18 protein-coding genes are annotated in these 18,807 nt (G+C 73.3%); 9 read left to right on the top strand and 9 right to left on the bottom strand.

What is annotated here, in order from left to right:
- Positions 1–79: 79 nt before the first annotated feature.
- Positions 80–1,741: a monocarboxylic acid transporter gene (locus tag AC5WAM_RS31985; protein ID WP_249401666.1), complete on the bottom strand. Its 1,662-nt coding sequence runs from the start codon at positions 1,739–1,741 to the stop codon at positions 80–82.
- The gene (locus AC5WAM_RS31980) at positions 1,738–2,106 is read right to left on the bottom strand and encodes a DUF485 domain-containing protein (protein WP_366792423.1); all 369 of its coding nucleotides are present in this window, start codon (positions 2,104–2,106) and stop codon (positions 1,738–1,740) included. Before AC5WAM_RS31980 ends, AC5WAM_RS31985 begins: the two co-directional genes overlap by 4 nt.
- A 359-nt stretch (positions 2,107–2,465) precedes the next feature.
- Between AC5WAM_RS31980 and AC5WAM_RS31975 the strand changes: the two genes are divergently transcribed.
- The 5 genes from AC5WAM_RS31975 (at position 2,466) to AC5WAM_RS31955 (ending at position 8,965) form a co-directional block, all read left to right on the top strand.
- Positions 2,466–4,049, top strand: coding sequence for a S8 family peptidase (locus AC5WAM_RS31975; protein WP_495519662.1), 1,584 nt, complete (start codon positions 2,466–2,468; stop codon positions 4,047–4,049).
- 14 nt (positions 4,050–4,063) lie between these two features.
- Positions 4,064–5,614, top strand: a complete 1,551-nt coding sequence (locus tag AC5WAM_RS31970) for a S8 family peptidase (RefSeq protein WP_495519661.1) — start codon at positions 4,064–4,066, stop codon at positions 5,612–5,614.
- 89 nt (positions 5,615–5,703) lie between these two features.
- Positions 5,704–6,270, top strand: coding sequence for a hypothetical protein (locus AC5WAM_RS31965; RefSeq protein ID WP_495519660.1), 567 nt, complete (start codon positions 5,704–5,706; stop codon positions 6,268–6,270).
- Between the two features lie 7 nt (positions 6,271–6,277).
- Complete coding sequence (locus AC5WAM_RS31960; protein ID WP_495519659.1) at positions 6,278–7,789, top strand: CoA transferase; 1,512 nt, start codon at positions 6,278–6,280, stop codon at positions 7,787–7,789.
- Between the two features lie 102 nt (positions 7,790–7,891).
- A complete protein-coding gene (locus tag AC5WAM_RS31955) occupies positions 7,892–8,965 on the top strand; it encodes a CopD family protein (protein ID WP_495519658.1) in 1,074 nt (357 codons plus the stop codon).
- Here the strand turns inward: AC5WAM_RS31955 and AC5WAM_RS31950 are convergent.
- From AC5WAM_RS31950 to AC5WAM_RS31920, 7 genes are all read right to left on the bottom strand, one after another.
- Positions 8,934–9,698 carry a lysoplasmalogenase gene (locus tag AC5WAM_RS31950; RefSeq protein ID WP_495519657.1) on the bottom strand — a complete coding sequence of 255 codons (765 nt, stop codon included), beginning with the start codon at positions 9,696–9,698 and terminating at the stop codon, positions 8,934–8,936. The genes AC5WAM_RS31955 and AC5WAM_RS31950 overlap by 32 nt on opposite strands.
- Entirely contained in the window at positions 9,695–10,588 is an 894-nt protein-coding gene (locus AC5WAM_RS31945) for a sterol desaturase family protein (protein WP_366792416.1), read from the bottom strand. Before AC5WAM_RS31945 ends, AC5WAM_RS31950 begins: the two co-directional genes overlap by 4 nt.
- Positions 10,589–10,690: 102 nt before the next feature.
- Positions 10,691–11,401: a VIT1/CCC1 transporter family protein gene (locus AC5WAM_RS31940; protein ID WP_366792415.1), complete on the bottom strand. Its 711-nt coding sequence runs from the start codon at positions 11,399–11,401 to the stop codon at positions 10,691–10,693.
- Between the two features lie 24 nt (positions 11,402–11,425).
- On the bottom strand, positions 11,426–12,652 hold the full coding sequence (locus tag AC5WAM_RS31935) for an amidohydrolase family protein (RefSeq protein WP_495519656.1): 1,227 nt from the start codon (positions 12,650–12,652) through the stop codon (positions 11,426–11,428).
- Entirely contained in the window at positions 12,649–14,007 is a 1,359-nt protein-coding gene (locus tag AC5WAM_RS31930) for an amidohydrolase family protein (RefSeq protein WP_495519655.1), read from the bottom strand. The genes AC5WAM_RS31935 and AC5WAM_RS31930 overlap by 4 nt, the downstream gene beginning before the upstream one ends.
- Positions 14,008–14,016: 9 nt before the next feature.
- Positions 14,017–14,901: an SDR family NAD(P)-dependent oxidoreductase gene (locus tag AC5WAM_RS31925; protein WP_495519654.1), complete on the bottom strand. Its 885-nt coding sequence runs from the start codon at positions 14,899–14,901 to the stop codon at positions 14,017–14,019.
- Positions 14,901–15,698, bottom strand: a complete 798-nt coding sequence (locus AC5WAM_RS31920) for an acetoacetate decarboxylase family protein (protein WP_138958944.1) — start codon at positions 15,696–15,698, stop codon at positions 14,901–14,903. The genes AC5WAM_RS31925 and AC5WAM_RS31920 overlap by 1 nt, the downstream gene beginning before the upstream one ends.
- 82 nt (positions 15,699–15,780) lie before the next feature.
- On the opposite strand from AC5WAM_RS31920, the gene AC5WAM_RS31915 reads away from it, so the two are divergent.
- The 4 genes from AC5WAM_RS31915 to AC5WAM_RS31900 all read left to right on the top strand — a co-directional run bounded on the left by AC5WAM_RS31915 (position 15,781) and on the right by AC5WAM_RS31900 (position 18,795).
- The gene (locus AC5WAM_RS31915) at positions 15,781–16,419 is read left to right on the top strand and encodes a TetR/AcrR family transcriptional regulator (RefSeq protein ID WP_495519653.1); all 639 of its coding nucleotides are present in this window, start codon (positions 15,781–15,783) and stop codon (positions 16,417–16,419) included.
- A gap of 77 nt (positions 16,420–16,496) precedes the next feature.
- A complete protein-coding gene (locus AC5WAM_RS31910) occupies positions 16,497–17,540 on the top strand; it encodes a DEDDh family exonuclease (RefSeq protein ID WP_495519652.1) in 1,044 nt (347 codons plus the stop codon).
- Between the two features lie 64 nt (positions 17,541–17,604).
- Positions 17,605–17,838 (top strand): metallothionein, encoded by a 234-nt coding sequence (locus tag AC5WAM_RS31905; RefSeq protein WP_078869160.1) that lies wholly within the window; start codon positions 17,605–17,607, stop codon positions 17,836–17,838.
- A 165-nt stretch (positions 17,839–18,003) separates the two neighbouring features.
- On the top strand, positions 18,004–18,795 hold the full coding sequence (locus AC5WAM_RS31900) for an SURF1 family cytochrome oxidase biogenesis protein (protein WP_495519651.1): 792 nt from the start codon (positions 18,004–18,006) through the stop codon (positions 18,793–18,795).
- Positions 18,796–18,807: the final 12 nt, after the last annotated feature.

Here is an 18,807-nt window from a genome sequence, read left to right as displayed (position 1 = left end):
CATCGACAGGGGCCGTTTCCACAGGACGCGCGCGGCCGCGTCGTAGATCCCTACGACGCGGCCGCGCGACGGCTTTGGGTCAGTGGGCGCCGGTGCCCGTGAGGGAGCGCACCTCCAGCTCCGCGTACTTGTCCTTGTCGGGCTCCTCCTTGGAGAGCATCGTGCCGAGCCAGCCGAGCAGGAAGCCCACCGGGATGGAGATGAGGCCCGGGTTCTCCAGCGGGAACCAGTGGAAGTCGACGCCCTTGAACATGGAGGTCTTCTCGTTGCCGGACACCACGGGCGAGAAGAGCACCAGGACGACGGCGGTGGTCAGGCCGCCGTAGATCGACCACAAGGCGCCCTGGGTGGTGAACCGCTTCCAGAACAGGCTGTAGAGGATGGTCGGCAGGTTCGCGGACGCGGCGACGGCGAAGGCGAGGGCCACCAGGCCCGCCACGTTCAGGTCGCGGGCGAGCGCGCCGAGGCCGATGGAGACGATGCCGATGAAGACCGTCGCCCAGCGGGCGGCCCTGACCTCCTCCTTCTCGTCGGCCTTGCCCTTCTTGATCACGTTGGCGTAGATGTCGTGCGCGAACGACGAGGACGAGGCGAGCGTGAGGCCCGCGACGACCGCGAGGATGGTGGCGAACGCGACGGCGGAGATCGTGGCGAGCAGGATCGCGCCCCAGTTGGAGTCGGTGCCTCCCAGATGCAGGGCGAGCAGGGGCGCCGCCGTGTTGCCCGCCGGGTTGGAGTCGGTGATCTCCTTGGGGCTGATCAGGGCCGCGGCGCCGAAGCCGAGGGCGATCGTCATCAGGTAGAAGGCGCCGATGATGCCGATGGCCCAGTTCACGGACTTCCGGGCGGCCTTGGCCGTGGGCACCGTGTAGAAGCGGATGAGGATGTGCGGCAGGCCCGCGGTGCCGAGCACCAGGGCGATGCCGAGCGAGATGAAGTCCAGCTTGGACGTCGACGTGGCGCCGTACTTGAGGCCGGGCTCCAGGAAGGGCGCGCCCTTGCCGCTGTTCTCGGCGGCGGTGCCGAGCAGGTCGGAGATGTTGAAGTCGAACTTCAGCAGGACCAGGAAGGTCAGCAGGAGCGCGCCCGCGATGAGCAGGACGGCCTTGACCATCTGCACCCAGGTGGTGCCCTTCATGCCGCCGATGGTGACGTACACGATCATCAGGACGCCGACGAGCGCGACGATGCCGACCTTGCCGCCGTCGCTGGTGATGCCGAGGAGCAGGGAGACCAGGACGCCCGCGCCCGCCATCTGCGCGAGCAGATAGAAGATCGACACGACGATGGTGGAGGTGCCGGCCGCGGTGCGCACCGGGCGCTGGCGCATGCGGAAGGCGAGGACGTCGCCCATGGTGTAGCGCCCGGAGTTGCGCAGCGGCTCGGCGACGAGCAGGAGCGCCACCAGCCAGGCGACCAGGAAGCCGATGGAGTACAGGAAGCCGTCGTAGCCGAACAGGGCGATGGCGCCCGCGATGCCGAGGAAGGACGCGGCGGACATGTAGTCGCCGGAGACGGCGAGGCCGTTCTGGAAGCCGGTGAACTGCCGTCCGCCGGCGTAGAAGTCCGCGGCGCTCTTGGTCTGGCGGCCCGCCCACACGGTGATGACGAGGGTGGCGACGACGAAGATCGCGAACAGCGTGATGATCAGCGGGCGGTGCTCGCTGGCCTGGCTGGCGGCGAGCACGGTGGAGCGGGCCTCGGGGAAGGCCGTGGCGGTCGAGGCGATCGGGGTGTTCACGCGCCGCCCTCCATCCGGGACTTGATGGCGTCCGCGCGCGGGTCGAGCTTGGTGGCGGCGTGCCGCGAGTACCACCAGGCGATGAGGAAGGTGGTGAGGAACTGGGCGAGCCCGAGCACGAGCGCGATGTTGATGTTGCCGACCACCTTGGTGCCCATGAAGCCACCGGCGTAGTTCGAGAGGAGGACGTACACCAGGTACCAGGTGATGAACGCGATGGTGAGGGGGAACGCGAACGAGCGGTGGGCGGCGCGCAGTTCGCCGAACTCCGCGCTCTGCTGCACCTGGACGTACTCCTCGGTGGAGGGCACCGAGCGGGTGGGTTCTGGGCCGCCCTTCGACGGTGGGGTTACGTCGGTGGCCACGGAGTCTCCTCGTGGTACGGGGGTGGTGGGGACGGAAACGGAAGCGGTGTGATCCATGTGCTCTGCTCTCGAAGTGACGCGGATCACGTGGGCCGAGGATGGTGATGTTAGGCCCAGGGGACGTGATCCGACAGGGGGTTGATATTGCTTCTCCGCGCTGTTCAACGTCACGACGGCGCGCCCGGAGCGGCTTGAACGGGCCCTTTCCCGGCCTTTTGCAAGAAGTCATTGCTGGCCCGGGAGCACTGGGGTTAGCTTCACCCTGCACAACTAGTCATGCACCTGGCACCACCCGTCAGCATCTGCCCGAGCACCAGCAGTGTTCGGGCAGTTCCGTATCCGGATGATGTGGAGAACCCATGGCTCATCTGCGCTCCTCGCGCCCGTCCCGCTCCAGACGGCTCGCGCTCGCCGTGCCGCTCGGTGTCGCCCTCGCCGCGGCTGTCGGCTTCGGCCCGGGCGCGGCGGCGGCCCCGCTCGACCACCCGGGGCCGGCCGCGGCGCGGGCCGTCGAGGCACCCTCGGCGGGCAAGCTGGCGTACGTCGTGAACACCCGCACCGACGCCAAGACCATCGCCTCCGTGAAGAAGGCGATCGCCAGGGCCGACGGCACGGTCGTCGTGACGTACCGGAAGATCGGCGTGATCGTCGCGCACTCGGCCAACCCGGACTTCGGCAAGCAGCTGCGGGCGGTGCCCGGTGTGCAGTCCGCGGGCGCCACCCGCACGGCCCCGCTGACGGCGGCCGGGACGACCGAGGAGGGCGCGCCCACCTTCCTGTCCAAGGACCGGGCCGACCGGCTCAAGGCGGCCCAGCAGAAGGCCGCTTCGGGCCGGGCGGCGTCCGAGCCGCTGGAGGGCGACCAGTGGGACCTGCGGGCCATCGGCGCCGACAAGGCCGCGCAGATCGACCCGGGCAGCAAGAAGGTCACCGTCGGCGTCATCGACACCGGCGTCGACGACACCCACCCCGACCTGGCGCCCAGCTTCTCCGCCAAGCAGTCGGCGAGCTGCGTCGGCGGCAAGGCCGACACCTCGCCCGGCGCCTGGCGTCCGGCGAAGAAGGAGCACTACCACGGCACGCACGTGGCGGGCGAGATAGCCGCGGCCCGCAACGGCATAGGCGTCGCCGGGGTGGCACCCGGCGTCAAGGTCGCGGGCATCAAGGTGGCCGACCCGGTCAGCGAGCTGTTCTACCCGGAGAGCGTCGTCTGCGCCTTCGTGTTCGCCGCCGACAACGGCATCGAGATCACCAACAACAGCTACTACGTGGACCCGTGGCTGTACAACTGCAAGGACGACCCGGACCAGCGGGCCATCCTCGACGCGGTCAACCGGGCCCAGCTCTACGCCCAGCGCAAGGGCACCCTGAACCTCGCCTCCGCGGGCAACTCCAACCACGACCTGGACGCGGACGAGATCGTCGACGAGTCGAGCCCCGACGACTCCACCCCGGTCAAGCGCACCATCGACCCGCACAAGTGCCTCGACGTGCCCACCCAGCTCCCGGGCGTCGTCACGGTCAGCGCGACCGGCGTGTACAAGGCCAAGTCGTACTACTCGACGTACGGCAACGGCGTCATCGACATCGCGGCCCCCGGCGGCGACCGCCGCTACCAGAAGCCGACGGACACCCCCTCGAAGGACGGCGGCATCCTCTCCACGATGCCGGGCGGCGAGTACGCCTGGCTCCAGGGCACCTCGATGGCCTCGCCGCACGCCGCGGGCGTCGCCGCCCTGCTGAAGTCCACGCACCCCAAGGCGAGCCCGGCCCAGCTCCAGAAGCTCCTCAAGAAGCAGGCGGACAACCCGGGCTGCCCGGACAAGCCGTACGACCCGGACGGTGACGGCAAGGTCGACGCCGTCTGCAAGGGCGACAAGAACCGCAACGGCTTCTACGGCTACGGCATCGTCGACGCGCTCGACGCCGTGACGAAGAAGTGAGGGGGAGCACCTACGTGACCAGGCACTCCGCATCCTTCGGGCGTCGCGCGCTCGCCCTTCCCCTCGGTGTGGCCGTGGTGTCCGCGCTCGCCTTCCTGCCGGGCACGGCGGCGGCGCAGCCCGACGCGCCGTCCGCGCCCGCCGCGCAGCAGCAGAAGGCCGACGGCTCCGCCATGAGCTACGTCGTCAACGTCCGTGAGGGACACGGCGGCTGGACAGCGACGTACGTCAAGAAGGCCATCGCGAAGGCGGGCGGCGAGGTCGTCATCGCGTACGACCAGATCGGCGTCATCGTCGTGCACTCCTCCGACCCGGACTTCGCGAAGAAGATCCGCCAGGTCAAGGGCGTGCAGTCGGCGGGGGCCACGCGCACGACGCCGCTGTCCGCCCAGTCCAGCGACGACATCGACGCGGCGCGCCCGCTGTCCGCGAAGGAGGCCCGGGCGGCCGCGGGCACGGCGGCCGACGGCCAGGACGAGCTGGAGCCGCTCCAGTGGGACCTGCCCGCCATCAAGGCGGACCAGGCGCACAAGGAGTCCCTGGGCAGCCCGGCGGTGACGGTCGGCGTCCTCGACTCCGGCGTCGACGACACCCACCCGGACATCGCACCGAACTTCGACAGGAACGCGTCCGCGAGCTGTCTGGGCGGTGTGCCCACGCAGAAGGACAACGCCTGGCGGCCGGTGGCCAAGGAGAGCGACCACGGCATGCACGTGGCGGGCACGATCGCCGCCGCGAAGAACGGCACCGGCGTCACCGGGGTCGCGCCGGGCGTGAAGGTGGCGAGCCTGAAGGTGGCCGAGCCGGCGACCGGTCTGTACTACACGGAGGCCGTCGTCTGCGGCTTCGTGTGGGCGGCCGAGCACGGCGTGGACGTCACGAACAGCAGCTACTACACGGACCCGTGGCTGTTCAACTGCCGTACGGACGACGACCAGCGGGCCCTGGTCGACGCGGTCGGCCGCGCCAGCCGGTACGCGGAGCGCAAGGGCGCCGTGAACGTGGCGGCGGCGGGCAACGCCAAGACGGACCTCGCCCAGGAAGAGATCGTCGACAAGTCGAGCCCGAACGACTCGACGCCGGTGGAGCGCACCATCAAGACCGCGGACTGCTTCGACCTGCCGTCGCAGCTGCCGGGCGTCGTGACGGTGTCCTCCACGGGCGCGAAGGGCCTGAAGTCCTCGTTCTCCAACTACGGCAAGGGCGTCATCGACATCGCGGCCCCCGGCGGCGACTCGACGGCGTTCCAGAAGCCGCAGCCGCCCGCCACCAGCGGGCTGATCCTGTCGACGCTGCCGGGCGGCAAGTTCGGCTACAAGGCGGGCACGTCGATGGCGTCGCCGCACGCCGCGGGCGTGGCCGCGCTGATCAAGTCGGCGCACCCCAAGGCCTCGGCGGCCCGGGTGAAGGCCCTGCTGTACCGGCAGGCCGACGCGATGGCGTGCACCGACCCCTACGACATCGACGGCGACGGCAAGGTCGACGCGGTGTGCGAGGGCGGCAGGAACAAGAACGGCTTCTACGGCGTGGGCATGATCGACGCGCTGGACGCCGTGCGGAAGTAGCCCCTTGAGGGAGCAACACCGGACCGCTGGGAGGCGGTCGGGGCCGGGCGGTTGCGGACCGCCCGGCCCTTCGCGAGAGGATGCCGCCCATGTACGCCTACCGAGACTCGTCATTCGTCCACGAAGGCCCCGACCAGTGGCGCGCCGAGCCGGTGCGCCCGACGTGGCAGCTGGTCCTGCGGTTCCTGGTCACGGTGGTCGTGCTGCCGGTGTGGTGGCTGCTGCTCCTCGTCCTCGCCGTCGTGGCCTTCGTGATCGCCCTGTTCGCGGAGATCCTCACCGTGATCCCGGGCTTCGAGAGCGGCGCCGAGCGCGTCATGGACCGGGTCCTCGGCCTGATCGCGATCTGGCCGCGCTGGATCGTGACCTGGCCCGAGCTGCGGCACGAGGGCGATGCCGCCTTCTACCGGGCCCGGGTCGACGGATACCTGGACACCTGGACGGAGCGGGCGTCGAAGCCCAAGGAGGACAAGAAGCCCGCCCCGCCGGTGGAGTGCGAGGTGCCGCTGCGCAAGTACCGGGGCGTGGGCGGCGGTTACGTGGTCGAGGCGGCGGCGGCCCGAGGCTGGGAGCTGCGGCCCTCGGACCCCGCGCAGGAGATCCGGCTGTGGTGGTCGGCGGCCTCCGCACCCGGCGCCACGGGACCCACGCCATAGTGACTGTATGACACAACCACCTTTGCCCGACGGGGAGTCGCCCGCCGGGACCGCGTACGCGTGGGCGGCGCTCGGCGGCGCCCCGGAGGCCCTGGCCCGCCTCTCCCCCGTCGTGCGCGACGACACCCTGGCGGCACGGCTTCCGGTACGCGCCCTCGCGCGGGCCTGCGTCGGCGCCTGCGCGCTCGCGGCCGCCGAGCTCGCGGCCCTGCGCACGGGAGGACCCGTGCCGCACGCGCGCGTGGACGACGGTGCCGTGGCCGCCGCGTTCACCAGTGAGCGGCAGCTGCTCGTGGACGGGCGCGCACCGGTCACCTTCGCGCCCCTGTCCCGGTTCTGGCGCACCGCGGACGGCTGGGTGCGCACGCACGCGAACTACCCCCACCACCGGGAGCGCCTGCTCGCCGGCCTCGGCCTCGCCGCGAGCACGGCCGACGCGGACAGCGAGGCGACCGTGCACGCGGTCGCCGCGCGGCTCGCCGCGCTGCCCGCCGTCGAGGCCGAGGCCGCGGTGTACGCCGCCGGGGGCCTCGCCGTCGCGCTGCGCACCCCGCGGGAGTGGGCCGCGCATCCGCAGGCGGCGGCGGTGGCGCGGCTGCCCCTGGTGGGGCGCGAGCGGCTCGGCGGCGGCGCGCCGCGCACCCTGCCACCGCCCGCCGCGGGGCCGCTCCTGCCCGCGGCCGGGGTACGCGTCCTGGACCTCACCCGGGTCATCGCGGGCCCGGTCGCGACCCGCACCCTCGCGCTGCTCGGCGCGGACGTGCTGCGCGTGGACCCGCCGCACCGCCCGGAGCTGCCCGACCAGCACGCGGACACGGGCTTCGGCAAGCGCTCCACGGCCCTCGACCTCGGTGGCCGCGCGGGCCTGCGGACGTTCCAGGACCTGCTCGCCGGGGCCGACGTGGTGGTGACCGGCTACCGGCCCGGCGCCCTCGACCGGTTCGGGCTCTCCCCCGACGCGCTGGCCGAGCGCCGCCCGGGCCTTGTGGTGGCGCAGCTGTCGGCGTGGGGCACGACGGGTCCGTGGGCGCGGCGGCGCGGCTTCGACAGCCTGGTACAGGTGGCGACGGGCATCGCCGCCACGGAGGGCTCGCCGGAGCGGCCCGGCGCACTGCCCGCGCAGGCGCTGGACCACGGCAGCGGCTATCTGCTGGCCGCGGCGGTCCTGCGGGCGCTCACCGAGCAGCGGACGAACGGCGCGGGCGGCACCCGCCTCGCCCGGCTCGCCCTGGCCCGGACGGCGGCGTGGCTGACCGGGACGGTGGCCGGCGAGGGCGCCCCGGGGCCCGCACCGGGACACCCACCGGGCCACGCGTCCGGCACAGGATCCGCCACGGACGACCCCGCGGGCTCGTCGGACCGCACGCGCGCGTACGACCCCACGGACCGGCTCGCTCACACGGACAGCCCCCTCGGGCGACTGCGGTACGCCCGGTCGCCGGTCGCCTTCACCGGCGGCCCGGCGAACTGGGCGTGCCCGCCGGGCCCTTGGGGCGCGGACGCACCCGTGTGGCGCTGAGCGGACCTCACCGGGCGGAAAGGCACCGCACCAGTTGTTTGCCCGGACTTGCCCCGAAGTGGGATGACTGGTGAAGATCGTGTAGTGACCATACGACCGTCCGTGGAAACCGGAGACTCCCTGGCGGCGGGCGCCCCCTCAGCGGGAGGCGAGGCCTCGGCGGAGGCGGCCGCCGCCTCGCGCGCGGGGCACCGCGCTACGCACCGCCGCGCGTCGTCGGGACGCGCCGTCGCCGTGCTCGTGCTCGTGGCCGTCGCCGCGGTGGTGCCGCTGCTGGGCCCCTCGGCCGTGCTCGACGGTACCGGCGAGGCAGAGGCGCCCGGCACGCAGGGCATCACGTTTCTGCGGACGGTCCTGTTCGCCGCGCTGTGCGTACAGCTCGGCGAGGTGTTCATCCGCCGGGTCGCGCGCCGGGTGCCCGGGGCGCCGGTGGCGTCGGCGCCGCCCGCGTGGGGGTGGTGGGCCGCGGGCGCGGGCCTCTTCGCGGCGCTGGGGCTCGCGTCGGTCGTGGCCAGCGGCAATCTGGTGCCGCACCGGCCGTCGGACCTGGACCTCGGCGGCCTGTACGCGTCGCGGGACGGCCGCCTCGCGCTCCTGGAGGTCAACGCGTTCCTCGTGGCCGCGCTGTGCGCGCGCACGCGCCGCCCGGACAGCGCGGTCCTGCCGCTGGCGGCGGTGGTCGTCGCGGAGGCGCTGCGCGCCCACCCGCCCGCGGAGGACGCCGCCCTGGCCGGATCCGGCCTGACCCTCGTCCATCTGACGTGCGCGGCCCTGTGGGCGGGCGGCCTGCTGTACGCGCTGCGGGTCCTGTGGCGCTGGCGAACGTCCGCCCCGGAGGCAGCCGTTGCCGTACTGGGCCTCTACGCGCGCGTGGCGGCCGTTCTGTTCGCCGCGATCACCGCGACCGGGATCGTCAGCACGCTGCGCCGCATGCCGCCGGACACGGTCGTCGACCAGCTGACGACGACCGCGTACGGCCGCACGATGCTCGCCAAGCTGCTGCTCGTGGCCGTCGTGGCCGTCCTCGCGCTGCTCGCCCGGCGCCGGCTGAAGCGGTGTTCCGGCGGCGAGCGGATCGCGGCCTACGCGCCCGCGCGCGCCGAAGTGCTCGTGCTCGGCGCCGTGGTCGCCGTGTCGGCGCTGCTCACCGCCGTGCCGCTGCCGATCCGCTGGTGAGGACGGAGCGGGCCAGGAGGGCCTGGGCCGCCAGATAGGTGAGCATGATCCAGAAGTCGGGGCGCGGGGCCTGCGGCCAGTCGGCCACGTCGGTCGCGATGAGCGTGTCCGAGAGCAGGAACAGCGCGCCGCCCGCGGCCGCCGTGAGCCCGAGGGTGGTGGCACCGCCCGCCATCGCCGTGAGGAGCAGGCTGTAGCCCGCGACCGGGACGCGCATGTCGGGCGGCAGGTCGGGCCAGAGCAGCGCCACGGTGACGCCGAGCGCCGCACCGTACGCGAGGACCAGACCCGCGCCCCGGGGCCTGGAGTGGGCGGTCCCCCGCCGGCGGAACAGGGCGAGGTAGCAGACGTGGCCCGCCGCGAAGGACGCCATCCCGGCGAGGAACGCGGGATCGGCGTCCGCCAGGAGGAGGGTGTCGCCGCCCCAGCCGAAGGCCAGCGCGGCCACGAGGAGGCGGGGGCCGCCGCTGAACACCACGTAGAGGGCGAGCGTCGGCATGAGGAGGGGCTTCAGGAGGGTGTGGGCGGTGTCGGACCCGGCCAGGACGCCCGCCAGGTCGCCGAGCGCGAGCAGGGCGAAGGCGGCCAGGGCCCAGGGGGCCCGGCCCTGGTTTCCGGCGCGGGGCGGCGTGGGCCGTGCCCACCCTTCCCCAAGCTCTCGGCTTCGCTCGAGCAGGGGACACCCCGCTCGCCCTGCGGAACGATTGCCCACAGTGGGCGTGGGGCGGGTCATGCCGCGCGCTCCGGAGTCTTCTGCGGCTGTGCGGCGGCCGTCGGCTCGGGCGGAGGCGCCGGCTGCCAGCCCGGGCCCCGGAAGACGTGGCCCGCTCGGGCGCGCCAACTGGTCGCCCGCTTCACGTCCCTGGCGATCGCCGCGTACTCGTGGGTGGCCACGCGCAGGGGGTTGTACGTGGAGATGTCCTTGGTCAGGCCGTAGACGGGGCGGTCCGTCTCCGGGACCCAGGAGCCGAAGACCCGGTCCCAGACGATGAGGATGCCGCCGAAGTTGCGGTCCAGGTAGCCGCCCTGGGACGCGTGGTGCACGCGGTGGTGCGAGGGCGTGTTGAAGACGTACTCGACGGGCCGGGGCAGCTTGCCGATGCGTTCGGTGTGGACCCAGAACTGGTAGACCAGGTTGGCCGACGAGCAGAAGGCGACGGCCGCCGGGTGCACGCCGCACAGGATCATCGGCACGTAGAACGGCCACACCGTGAGGGACGTCCACGGCTGGCGCAGCGCGGTCGTCAGGTTGAACTTGCGGCTGGAGTGGTGCACCACGTGGCAGGCCCACAGGATGCGGACGACGTGGTGCCCCCGGTGGGACCAGTAGTAGAAGAAGTCCTGCGCGAGCAGCATCAGCGGCACCGTCCACCACAGGACGGGCACGCGCAGCGGCGTCAGGGAGTAGAGGGCCGAGTAGACCGCGACGATCGGGATCTTCCACAGCAGGTCGAAGACGAGGCTGCCGAGCCCCATGGTGACGCTGGTGGCCGCGTCCTTCGTCTCGTACCCGGCGGCGTCCTCGTCGGGATGCAGGCGGACGCTCACCATCTCGACGACGGTGAGCAGCACGAAGGCCGGGATCGACCAGAGCACCACATCGGGCAGGTTCGGGGACGACATGCCGTCACCGTAGGCGGGCTCCGGGCTGCTGCCTAGAGGTTGTTACCGACAAGTATTACCGACGGTACGCCCTCGGTTGTTGGCGATCTCCGCCCTTGCCCCTCAGACTCCGGCCGCTCCCAGGAGCGCGCCCGCCGCATAGGTCACCGCCATCGCCAGGGCCCCGCCGAGGACGTTCCTGAGCACCGCCGGGCGCACGCGGGCCGCGCCCAGGCGGGCGCTCGCCAGGCCCGTGAGGGCGAGTGCCGCGAGGACCGAGACGACGGTGACGGGCAGGCGCCAGGCGGCGGGCGGCAGGACGATCGCGAGGAGCGGGAGCAGGGCTCCGACGGTGAAGGCGACGAAGCTCGCCCACGCGGCGTGCCAGGGGTTGGCGAGCTCGTCGGGGTCGATGCCGAGCTCCACGCGCGCGTGGGCGCGCAGCGCGTCCCGTTCGGTGAGCTGCTGCGCGGCCTCGCGGGCCACGTCGCGGCTGAGCCCGCGCCCGGCCAGCAGGTCGGTCAGCTCCGCGAGTTCGGCCTCCGGCTGCTCGCGCAGCTCGCGCTTCTCCTGAGCCAGGGCGGCCTTCTCGGAGTCGCGCTGCGTGGACACCGACACGTACTCGCCCGCCGCCATGGACATGGAGCCCGCGAGCAGGCCCGCGAGGCCCGCCGTCAGGAGGGTGCCGCGGTCGTCGGTGGCCCCGGCGACGCCGACGACGAGGCCCGCGGTGGAGACCACGCCGTCGTTGGCGCCGAGCACGGCGGCCCGCAGCCAGTTGAGGCGGGACCCCAGGGCACCGCCGTGCGCTTCCTCATGCGTGGCTTCCGTCACAGGGGGAGCATGGCACCGCCCGCGTCACCAGACGCGGACCGACCCTCCGGGGGCGAACACCGGACTCGTGGCATCGGCAGGAGGCTCCTTGAGGGGTTCGGCGAGCTCCTCGACCGTGGGGCCGACCTCGGCCGCGAGGGCGTCCAGGCGCTCCAGGTCGAAGCCGTACACGCGCGCGGCGTTGCCGCCGACCATGGCCGCGACCTCCGCGCGCGGAAGGCCCGCGTAGGCGGCGCGCAGGCCCTCCCTGGAGTAGGGGTACGTCCCCTCGTCGTGCGGGTAGTCGCTGCCCCACATGACCTTGTCCACGCCGATGCGCTCCCGCAGCGCCGCTTCGTGCGGGCGCATGAAGCTCGCGCCCACGAAGCAGTTCTCCCGCCACACCCGCGAGGGGCCCGCGCCCATCTGCTCCGCGAGCCCGGCCCCGAACTTGGACTCGGCGGTGTCCGTCCGCGTCGCCGCCGCGACGAGCCGCCCGTGGTAGTAGTCCAGCATCTCCAGGACGCCGGGGATCCAGCCGGAGCCCTGCTCGGTGAGGACGAGGCGGAGCCCGGGGTGGCGGCGGAAGGCACCGCCGAACATCAGGTGCCACAGGGCCCGGTGCGAGAACCACGTCGTCTCGACCATGAACACCGCGCGCGCCGCGGGCTCCTCGCCGAGCGGCGGCGACGCCGAGCCCGCGTGGTGGTTGACCGGCACCCCGAGCTCGGCGCAGACCGCCCAGATCGGGTCGTACGCGCGCGCGTGCAGCTCGGGCAGGCCCGAGCCCGGCGGGGTGCCCGGGAGCAGGAGACCGCCGGTGAGCCCCGCCGCGACGGCCCGGCGGATCTCCTTCACGGCTTCGTCGACGTCGTTGAGCAGGATCTGGAAGACGCCCGCGCGGCGGCCCGGGGCGGCCGCGCAGAAGTCGGCGAGCCAGCGGTTGTGGGCGCGCAGGCCCGCCCAGCGCAGCGCGTACTCCTCGCGCGTCGGGGCGGGCGCCATGAGGGACGCCGACGGGAAGAACGGCGGGATGGTGTTGGGGAAGACGACCTCGGCGACGATGCCGTCCCGCGCGAGATCCGCGAGGCGGCGCTCGGAGTTCCAGTTGCGGTCGGCGGCGTCGGCGAGGAGGTCCTCGTGCGGATTGACGTACGTGGCCGCCCAGGCGTCGAAGGCGTCGTGGTGGCGGGACTCCAGATAGGGCCGGTAGTCGAGGAGGTCCGCGCCCGCGTGGCAGTCGGCGGAGATGACGGTGTAGCGCTCGGTCATCGGTTCACCCCAAGGGTCGGGAAGTCGTGGCCGGTCAGCCAGTGGCGGCCGACCTCGCGCGAGCGCGCCCAGGAGGCGGTGACGGCGTCCTGGTCGGGGTCCTGGCCGAGTTCGGCGGGGGTCGGCCCGATGCGGCGGGCCAGCGGGGCGAGCCGCGCGGTGTCGAAGCCGAACACCTCGGCGGCGGCGAGGCCCAGCATGCGCCGGGTCTCCGCCACCGGGATGTCGTGGAAGGTGTCGCGCAGCCACGCGCGCGTGCCGGGCCAGGTGCCCTCGGGGTGCGGGAAGTCGCTGCCCCACAGGATGTTGTCGACGCCGATCTCGTAGCGCTGGGCCAGCTCGCGGCGCTTGGTGTTGGTGGCGCAGACGAACACCTGCCGGTCCAGATACGCGTGCGGCGGGCGCGACAGCTCGGCGAAGGGCGACAGCTTCTTGCCGCCGTGCGCGCCCAGGTAGAGGCGGTCCATGAACCACAGGAGGTTCGGCAGCCACCAGCAGCCGGACTCCGCGACGCCGAACCGCAGCCCCGGGTGGCGCTCGAACACTCCGGACCACAGCAGGAACCACAGGGGCCGCGCGGGCCACCACGTCACCTCGGAGACGTAGACGCCGAGGTGGTCGCCGTACTCGTGCCGCGGCGCGGCCCCGGAGTGGGTCATCACCGGCATCGCGCACGCGGCCGCCGCGGCCCACACGGGGTCGTAGCGGCGGTCGTGGTAGGGCGCCTTGTCGACCCACATGGAGGGGATCATCAGCGCGCCGAGCCCCGACTCCCTGGCCCGGTGGATCTCGGCCACCACGCGCTCGGGGTCCGCGGTGACGGGCAGCAGGGCCACGCCGCAGTGCCGTTCGGGGTGCTCGGACACGAAGTCGGCGAGCCAGCGGTTGTGCGCCCGCGCGCCCGCCATGCCGAGGTCGGGGTCCTGGTCCCCGGAGAGGCCGAGGCCGACCCCGAAGGGCGCCGCGGTCCGGCTGTCGACGGCGTCGGCGTCCGGGAAGACGACCTCGGCGGCCACGCCGTCGCCGTCCAGCTCCTTGATCCGCCGCCCGGCGTCCCAGCCGCCCTTCAGGCCCTCTTCGTTGTCGCTGAACCACTTCGCGGCGAAGGCCTCGTTGCGGATCCCCAGACGCGTCATCTCCTCGCGGCGCCGCTCGCGCCCGGCGAGGAAGGCGTCGAAGTCCCGGTGGTACCGGGCCTCCAGATAGGGCCGGTACTCCTCGGTGGGCAGGCCGGCGTGGCAGTCCGAGGAGATGACCAGGTACGGGTCGTGGGCGTCGGGGGCGGCGGGAGCCCCGGGGGTCGCGCGGTTCTCGTGCGTCTCGTCCGTCGTGTGCGTCTCGTGCGGGTCCGTCATCGGGACTCCTCAGTCGAGGATGAACTTCTCCAGGTAGTCCGGCGCGGAGCGCTCCAGCATGGACCGCGCCCGCGCCCTGATCTGCCGGTCGCTGTGCTCGCTCGCGGGCAGCAGCCAGAAGCGGTCCGCCGCGATGCCCTCGGCCACCAGGTCCGCGACCTCCTCGACCGGGGTGAAGACGACCTCCTGCCCGGCCTCGCGCATGGCGGCCTCCCACTGGCCGAGGGTGCGGTACAGGGCCTTGCGGGGGCGCTGCTTGGCGTACCGCTCGGGCCGGTTGCGGTGCGACTCCCACAGGCCGGTGCGGAGCATGTGGGGCCCGGGGAAGAGCACGGACGCGCCCACGCGCGCGTGCTCCGCCCGCAGATGCGCGTACAGGGACTCCGTCATGGTGACGACGGCGGCCTTCGTGACCGCGTACACGGAGGCCGTCGGCAGCGGTGCGATGCCGCCGTCCCCGGAGGACGTGTTGACGACGTGTCCCGGCTCTCCCCCGGCGATCATCCGGGGCACGAACGCCTGGATGCCGTGGAAGACCCCCCACACGTTGACCTCGAAGGCCCACTTCCAGTCGTTCGGCTCGTGCTCCCAGATGCGGCCCTCCGCGCCCGAGCCGACCCCGGCGTTGTTGCACAGGACGTGCACCGCGCCGAACCGTTCGTAGGTGTCCTGGGCGAGCGCGTGGACCTGCTCGCGCACGCCGACGTCGACCACGCGCGCGTGGACCGTCGCCCCTTCCGCGCGCAGTCCGTCCGCCGCCTTGTGGAGGGCGCCCTCCTCGACGTCGGCGAGCACCACCGTCAGGCCCCGCGCCGCGAACCCGCGCGCGAGCGCGAGCCCGATGCCGCCGGCCGCGCCGGTGACGACGGCCACCTGTCCCGTCGCGAGCTCCATCAGGCACTGCCCTCCGGAGGCCCGTCGAGCACCTGCCGGGCGTCGTCGTAGCGCTGGTGGACGTACGGCAGGAGCGCCTCGGGGCTGACCCGCTCGACGACGGTGCCCCGCTGGTCGCTGGTCTTCTCGCCGATGGTGATCTCCACCAGGCGGCGCACGGGCAGGTCGGCCACCGGGTCGTACATCGACTCGCGCAGGACCACGTCCCCGGTGATCCGCTCCAGCTTGCGGACCTTCTCGTTGCGGACGCAGTGGACCAGGACGGGGTCCGTGTCGAAGCCCGAGCCGTCCACCGCGGGCAGGAACTTGAAGTAGAAGTCGGTCTTGCGCGTGGGCTCCGGCAGCGGCAGGGGGCCGCTGACGCCGCCGCGCACCTCGACGAACGCGATGCCGTGCCGGGCGAGCGCCGCGCGGACGACGAGGCCGTCGCGCTCGACCGTGACCTCGCCGAGCTTCTTCGGCTCGCCGAAGACCTCGCGGCCGCCGGTCAGGGCCCGCTCGTGGGTCATCGGCATCACCAGGGGGTACCAGCCCGCCACCGCGCCGTGCTCGGCGGCGACGGCGACCGAGCCCGCGCCCAGGGGGTAGCCGGGCAGCTCGACCTTGCTGATGTTCACGCGCACCAGGGGGCGCGCGGTGGGCTTCAGGGGCGGCGGCAGGACCGCCGCGACCACGTCCGGGTCGCTCTCCCAGAGGGCGACCACGCCCGTGGACCAGATCTCCGGGAGCCGCGCGTTCGCTGTCCGTGCCGCGGCCAGCTCCGCCTCGGTGCGCGCGCCGTAGCGTACGCGTGCCATGTCGTACCGCCCTTCGTTGACGATCCGTCAGGTTTCTGCGACGTCTTGCGGGAGGTTCTGTAACACAGTTACAACAGAGCCCGTGAAGGGTAAAGAGACGCGGACGGCCCACCTCGACCGGGAACAGGTCCTGGACGCCGCGGCGGGCCTCGTCAAGCAGCACGGCCCGCGCGCCCTGACCATGCGCAAGCTCGCCGCCGAGCTCGGCACGGCCGTGACCTCCATCTACTGGCACGTCGGCAACCGCGAGTCGCTCCTGGACGCCCTCGTCGAGCGCACCCTCGCCGACCTGGGCGAGATCCGGCCGCGGGGCCGCACCCCGGACCAGCGCGTGGTCTCCGTGGCGCGCGCCCTGCGCCACCAGCTGCGCGACCACCCCCATCTGGTCGCGATGGTCCACGAACGCGGCCTGACGGACCGCATGTTCCTGCCCGCCCAGCGGGTCCTGGTGCGCGAGCTGCACGCGGCGGGGCTGCGCGGCGCCCGCGCGGCCGACGCCGTGCGGGCGCTCCAGGTCCACGTCGTCGGCCACGTCCTGGTGGAGCGCAACCGCGAGCGCGCGCCCGTCCAGCGCCCCGGCGAGCACCGGCTCTGGGACGCGGACGCCGCGGACGCCGACCCCGCGCTCGCCCGTGCCCTCGCGCGCCCCCTGGACGCGGAGCGGCTCTTCACCCTTTCGGTGCGGGCCCTGGTGAGGGGTCTGCTCGGCCCGGCACCGTGACGCGGAGGGCCGGGTGCGAGGGGAGGCCGGTGGCCCACGGGCGTGACTGTCAGTCGTGGCCCGTATCCTCAGGGACCATGCTCGAAGACCGCACGCTCGCCGCGTCCGCAGACTCCTGGCCGACCGCCTACCCGTCGGGGTACGCGGTCGTCGACGTGGAGACCACAGGGCTGTCCAAGGACGACCGGATCATCTCCGCCGCGGTCTACCGTCTCGACGCCCGCGGCGAGGTCGAGGACCACTGGTACACGCTGGTGAACCCGCAGCGCGACCCGGGCCCGGTGTGGATCCACGGCCTGACGAGCGACCAGCTCGCCGACGCCCCGCTCTTCGCGGACATCGCCGAGGAGTTCGGCGAGCGCCTGCGCGACCGCGTCCTCGTCGCGCACAACGCGGTCTTCGACTGGTCCATGATCGCCAGGGAGTACGCGCGCGCGGAGCGCACCGCGCCGGTCCGCCAGCGCCTGTGCACCATCGCGCTCTCCAAGGAGCTCGGCCTGCCGCTGCCCAACCACAAGCTGGAGTCGCTCGCCGCGCACTTCGGCGTGGTCCAGCGGCACGCGCACCACGCCCTGGACGACGCGCGCGTCCTCGCCGAGGCGTTCCGCCCGAGCCTGCGCGCGGCGGCGAGCGACGGCGTGCGGCTGCCGCTCCTGGAGTGCCGCCCGCTGACCGAGTGGGCCGACGGCGCGGCCCGCATCGGCCGCCAGGCCACCGGCTCCCCGGCGTCCGAGTCCGCGTACCGCGCACAGAGTTGGCGCGCCTCCCGCAAGCGCCCCGCCTGCCCCTACCCGAACCCGGGGCGGTACGAGCCGGGCAAGCCGCTCAAGCAGGGCATGCGCGTGGCCTTCTCCGGCGACACCTCCGTGGACCGCGAGCTCCTGGAGGACCGCGCCTTCGACGCGGGCCTGCACATCGCGACGAGCGTGTCCCGGCTCACCAGCCTGCTCGTCACGAACGACCCGGACTCGGGCACGTCCAAGACGACGAAGGCGCGGTCGTTCGGCACCCCGGTCATCGACGAGGCGGCCTTCGGCCAGCTCCTCCAGGACGTGGCCCCGGCCGACGGCACGGCGGCGGGCACCGCCCGCGGCGCGAGGCCCCCGGCGTCAGACGGGTGATTGCCGGGCGACTCGCCCGCCCGCCGCTCGCCCCGCACCGCCGCCGGGTCCCACCCTGTGGCGCATGGCACGTTGCGAGGTCTGCGGAAACGACTACGGCATGTCCTTCGAAGTCCACGCCCAGGGCGCGGTACACGTCTTCGACTGCTTCTCCTGCGCCATCCACCGCATGGCGCCGATCTGCGAGCACTGCCGGTGCCGCATCATCGGCCAGGGCGTCGAGGCCGACGGGCACTGGTACTGCGGGGCGCACTGCTCGCGCGCGGAGGGGCGGGTGGGCATCGTCGACAAGGTGTGACGGCGGACGTCGTGGTGTGACGGCGGATACGCCGTGCCGTGACAGCGGACGTCGTGCTGCGACAGCGGGCGTCGCGGTGTGACAGCGGACATACGAGAAACCACCGGAGCCCCCGACGGGACCCTCCCGTCGGGGGCTCCGTCGCGCACAGGTACCGTCAGAGGCGTGTACCGCTTCCTGTTGTCCCGCCAGTGGGTGATCCTCACCCTCGTCGGCCTCGTCCTCATCCCCGTGATGATCGAGCTGGGCTTCTGGCAGCTGCACCGGCACGAGGCGCGGGTGGCGCGCAACGACAAGATCGCACGGGTCATCGACGCCGAGCCGGTGCCCGCCGAGCGGCTGACCGCGCCCGGCCGCGAGGTGCGGGACTCCGACGTCTACCGCCGGGTGACGGCCGAGGGGACGTACGACACCAAGCACGAGGTCGTCGTCCGGCGCCGCACCAACTCCGACGACGAGGTCGGCTACCACGTGCTGACCCCGTTCGTCCTGCGCGACGGCAAGGTGCTCCTCGTGAACCGCGGCTGGATCCGCGCCGACGGCCCGCAGACCGCCTTCCCCAAGATCCCCGCCCCGCCCAAGGGCCGGCTCACCGTCACCGGCCGTCTGATGGCCGACGAGACGTCGGCGGCCAGCGGCATCAAGGACGTCCGCGGCCTGCCCGACCGCCAGATCATGCTGATCAGCAGCGGCCAGCAGGCCCACGCCCTGGGCAAGCCGGTCCTCGGCGGCTACGTCGCGCAGACCGCGCCGGACAACCCCGGCGGCTCCCCGCAGCTCATCGCCGCCCCCGACCACAGCAGCATCGGCGCGCACATGGCGTACGCGATCCAGTGGTGGCTGTTCGCGGCGGGCGTGCCGGCCGGGTGGATCGTCCTGGTGCGCCGGGAGGTGCGGGACCGCCGCGAGGCGGCCGCGGCGGAGGCGGCGCCCGAAGCGGCCGCGACCGCCGCCTGACGCACCCTCCGG

Source organism: Streptomyces sp. JLYT201 (assembly GCF_059448825.1).
This window is presented reverse-complemented; position numbering and strand designations above follow the sequence as displayed.

Bases quoted from the DNA above. Each gene is read 5' to 3' on its own strand.
- AC5WAM_RS31905 (WP_078869160.1), top strand. From the start codon at position 17,605: ATGGCACGTTGCGAGGTCTGCGGAAACGACTACGGCATGTCCTTCGAA.
- AC5WAM_RS31945 (WP_366792416.1), bottom strand. From the start codon at position 10,588: ATGTCGTCCCCGAACCTGCCCGATGTGGTGCTCTGGTCGATCCCGGCC.
- AC5WAM_RS31935 (WP_495519656.1), bottom strand. From the start codon at position 12,652: ATGACCGAGCGCTACACCGTCATCTCCGCCGACTGCCACGCGGGCGCG.
- AC5WAM_RS31975 (WP_495519662.1), top strand. From the start codon at position 2,466: ATGGCTCATCTGCGCTCCTCGCGCCCGTCCCGCTCCAGACGGCTCGCG.
- AC5WAM_RS31925 (WP_495519654.1), bottom strand. From the start codon at position 14,901: ATGGAGCTCGCGACGGGACAGGTGGCCGTCGTCACCGGCGCGGCCGGC.
- AC5WAM_RS31965 (WP_495519660.1), top strand. From the start codon at position 5,704: ATGTACGCCTACCGAGACTCGTCATTCGTCCACGAAGGCCCCGACCAG.
- AC5WAM_RS31950 (WP_495519657.1), bottom strand. From the start codon at position 9,698: ATGACCCGCCCCACGCCCACTGTGGGCAATCGTTCCGCAGGGCGAGCG.
- AC5WAM_RS31910 (WP_495519652.1), top strand. From the start codon at position 16,497: ATGCTCGAAGACCGCACGCTCGCCGCGTCCGCAGACTCCTGGCCGACC.
- AC5WAM_RS31960 (WP_495519659.1), top strand. From the start codon at position 6,278: ATGACACAACCACCTTTGCCCGACGGGGAGTCGCCCGCCGGGACCGCG.
- AC5WAM_RS31930 (WP_495519655.1), bottom strand. From the start codon at position 14,007: ATGACGGACCCGCACGAGACGCACACGACGGACGAGACGCACGAGAAC.
- AC5WAM_RS31920 (WP_138958944.1), bottom strand. From the start codon at position 15,698: ATGGCACGCGTACGCTACGGCGCGCGCACCGAGGCGGAGCTGGCCGCG.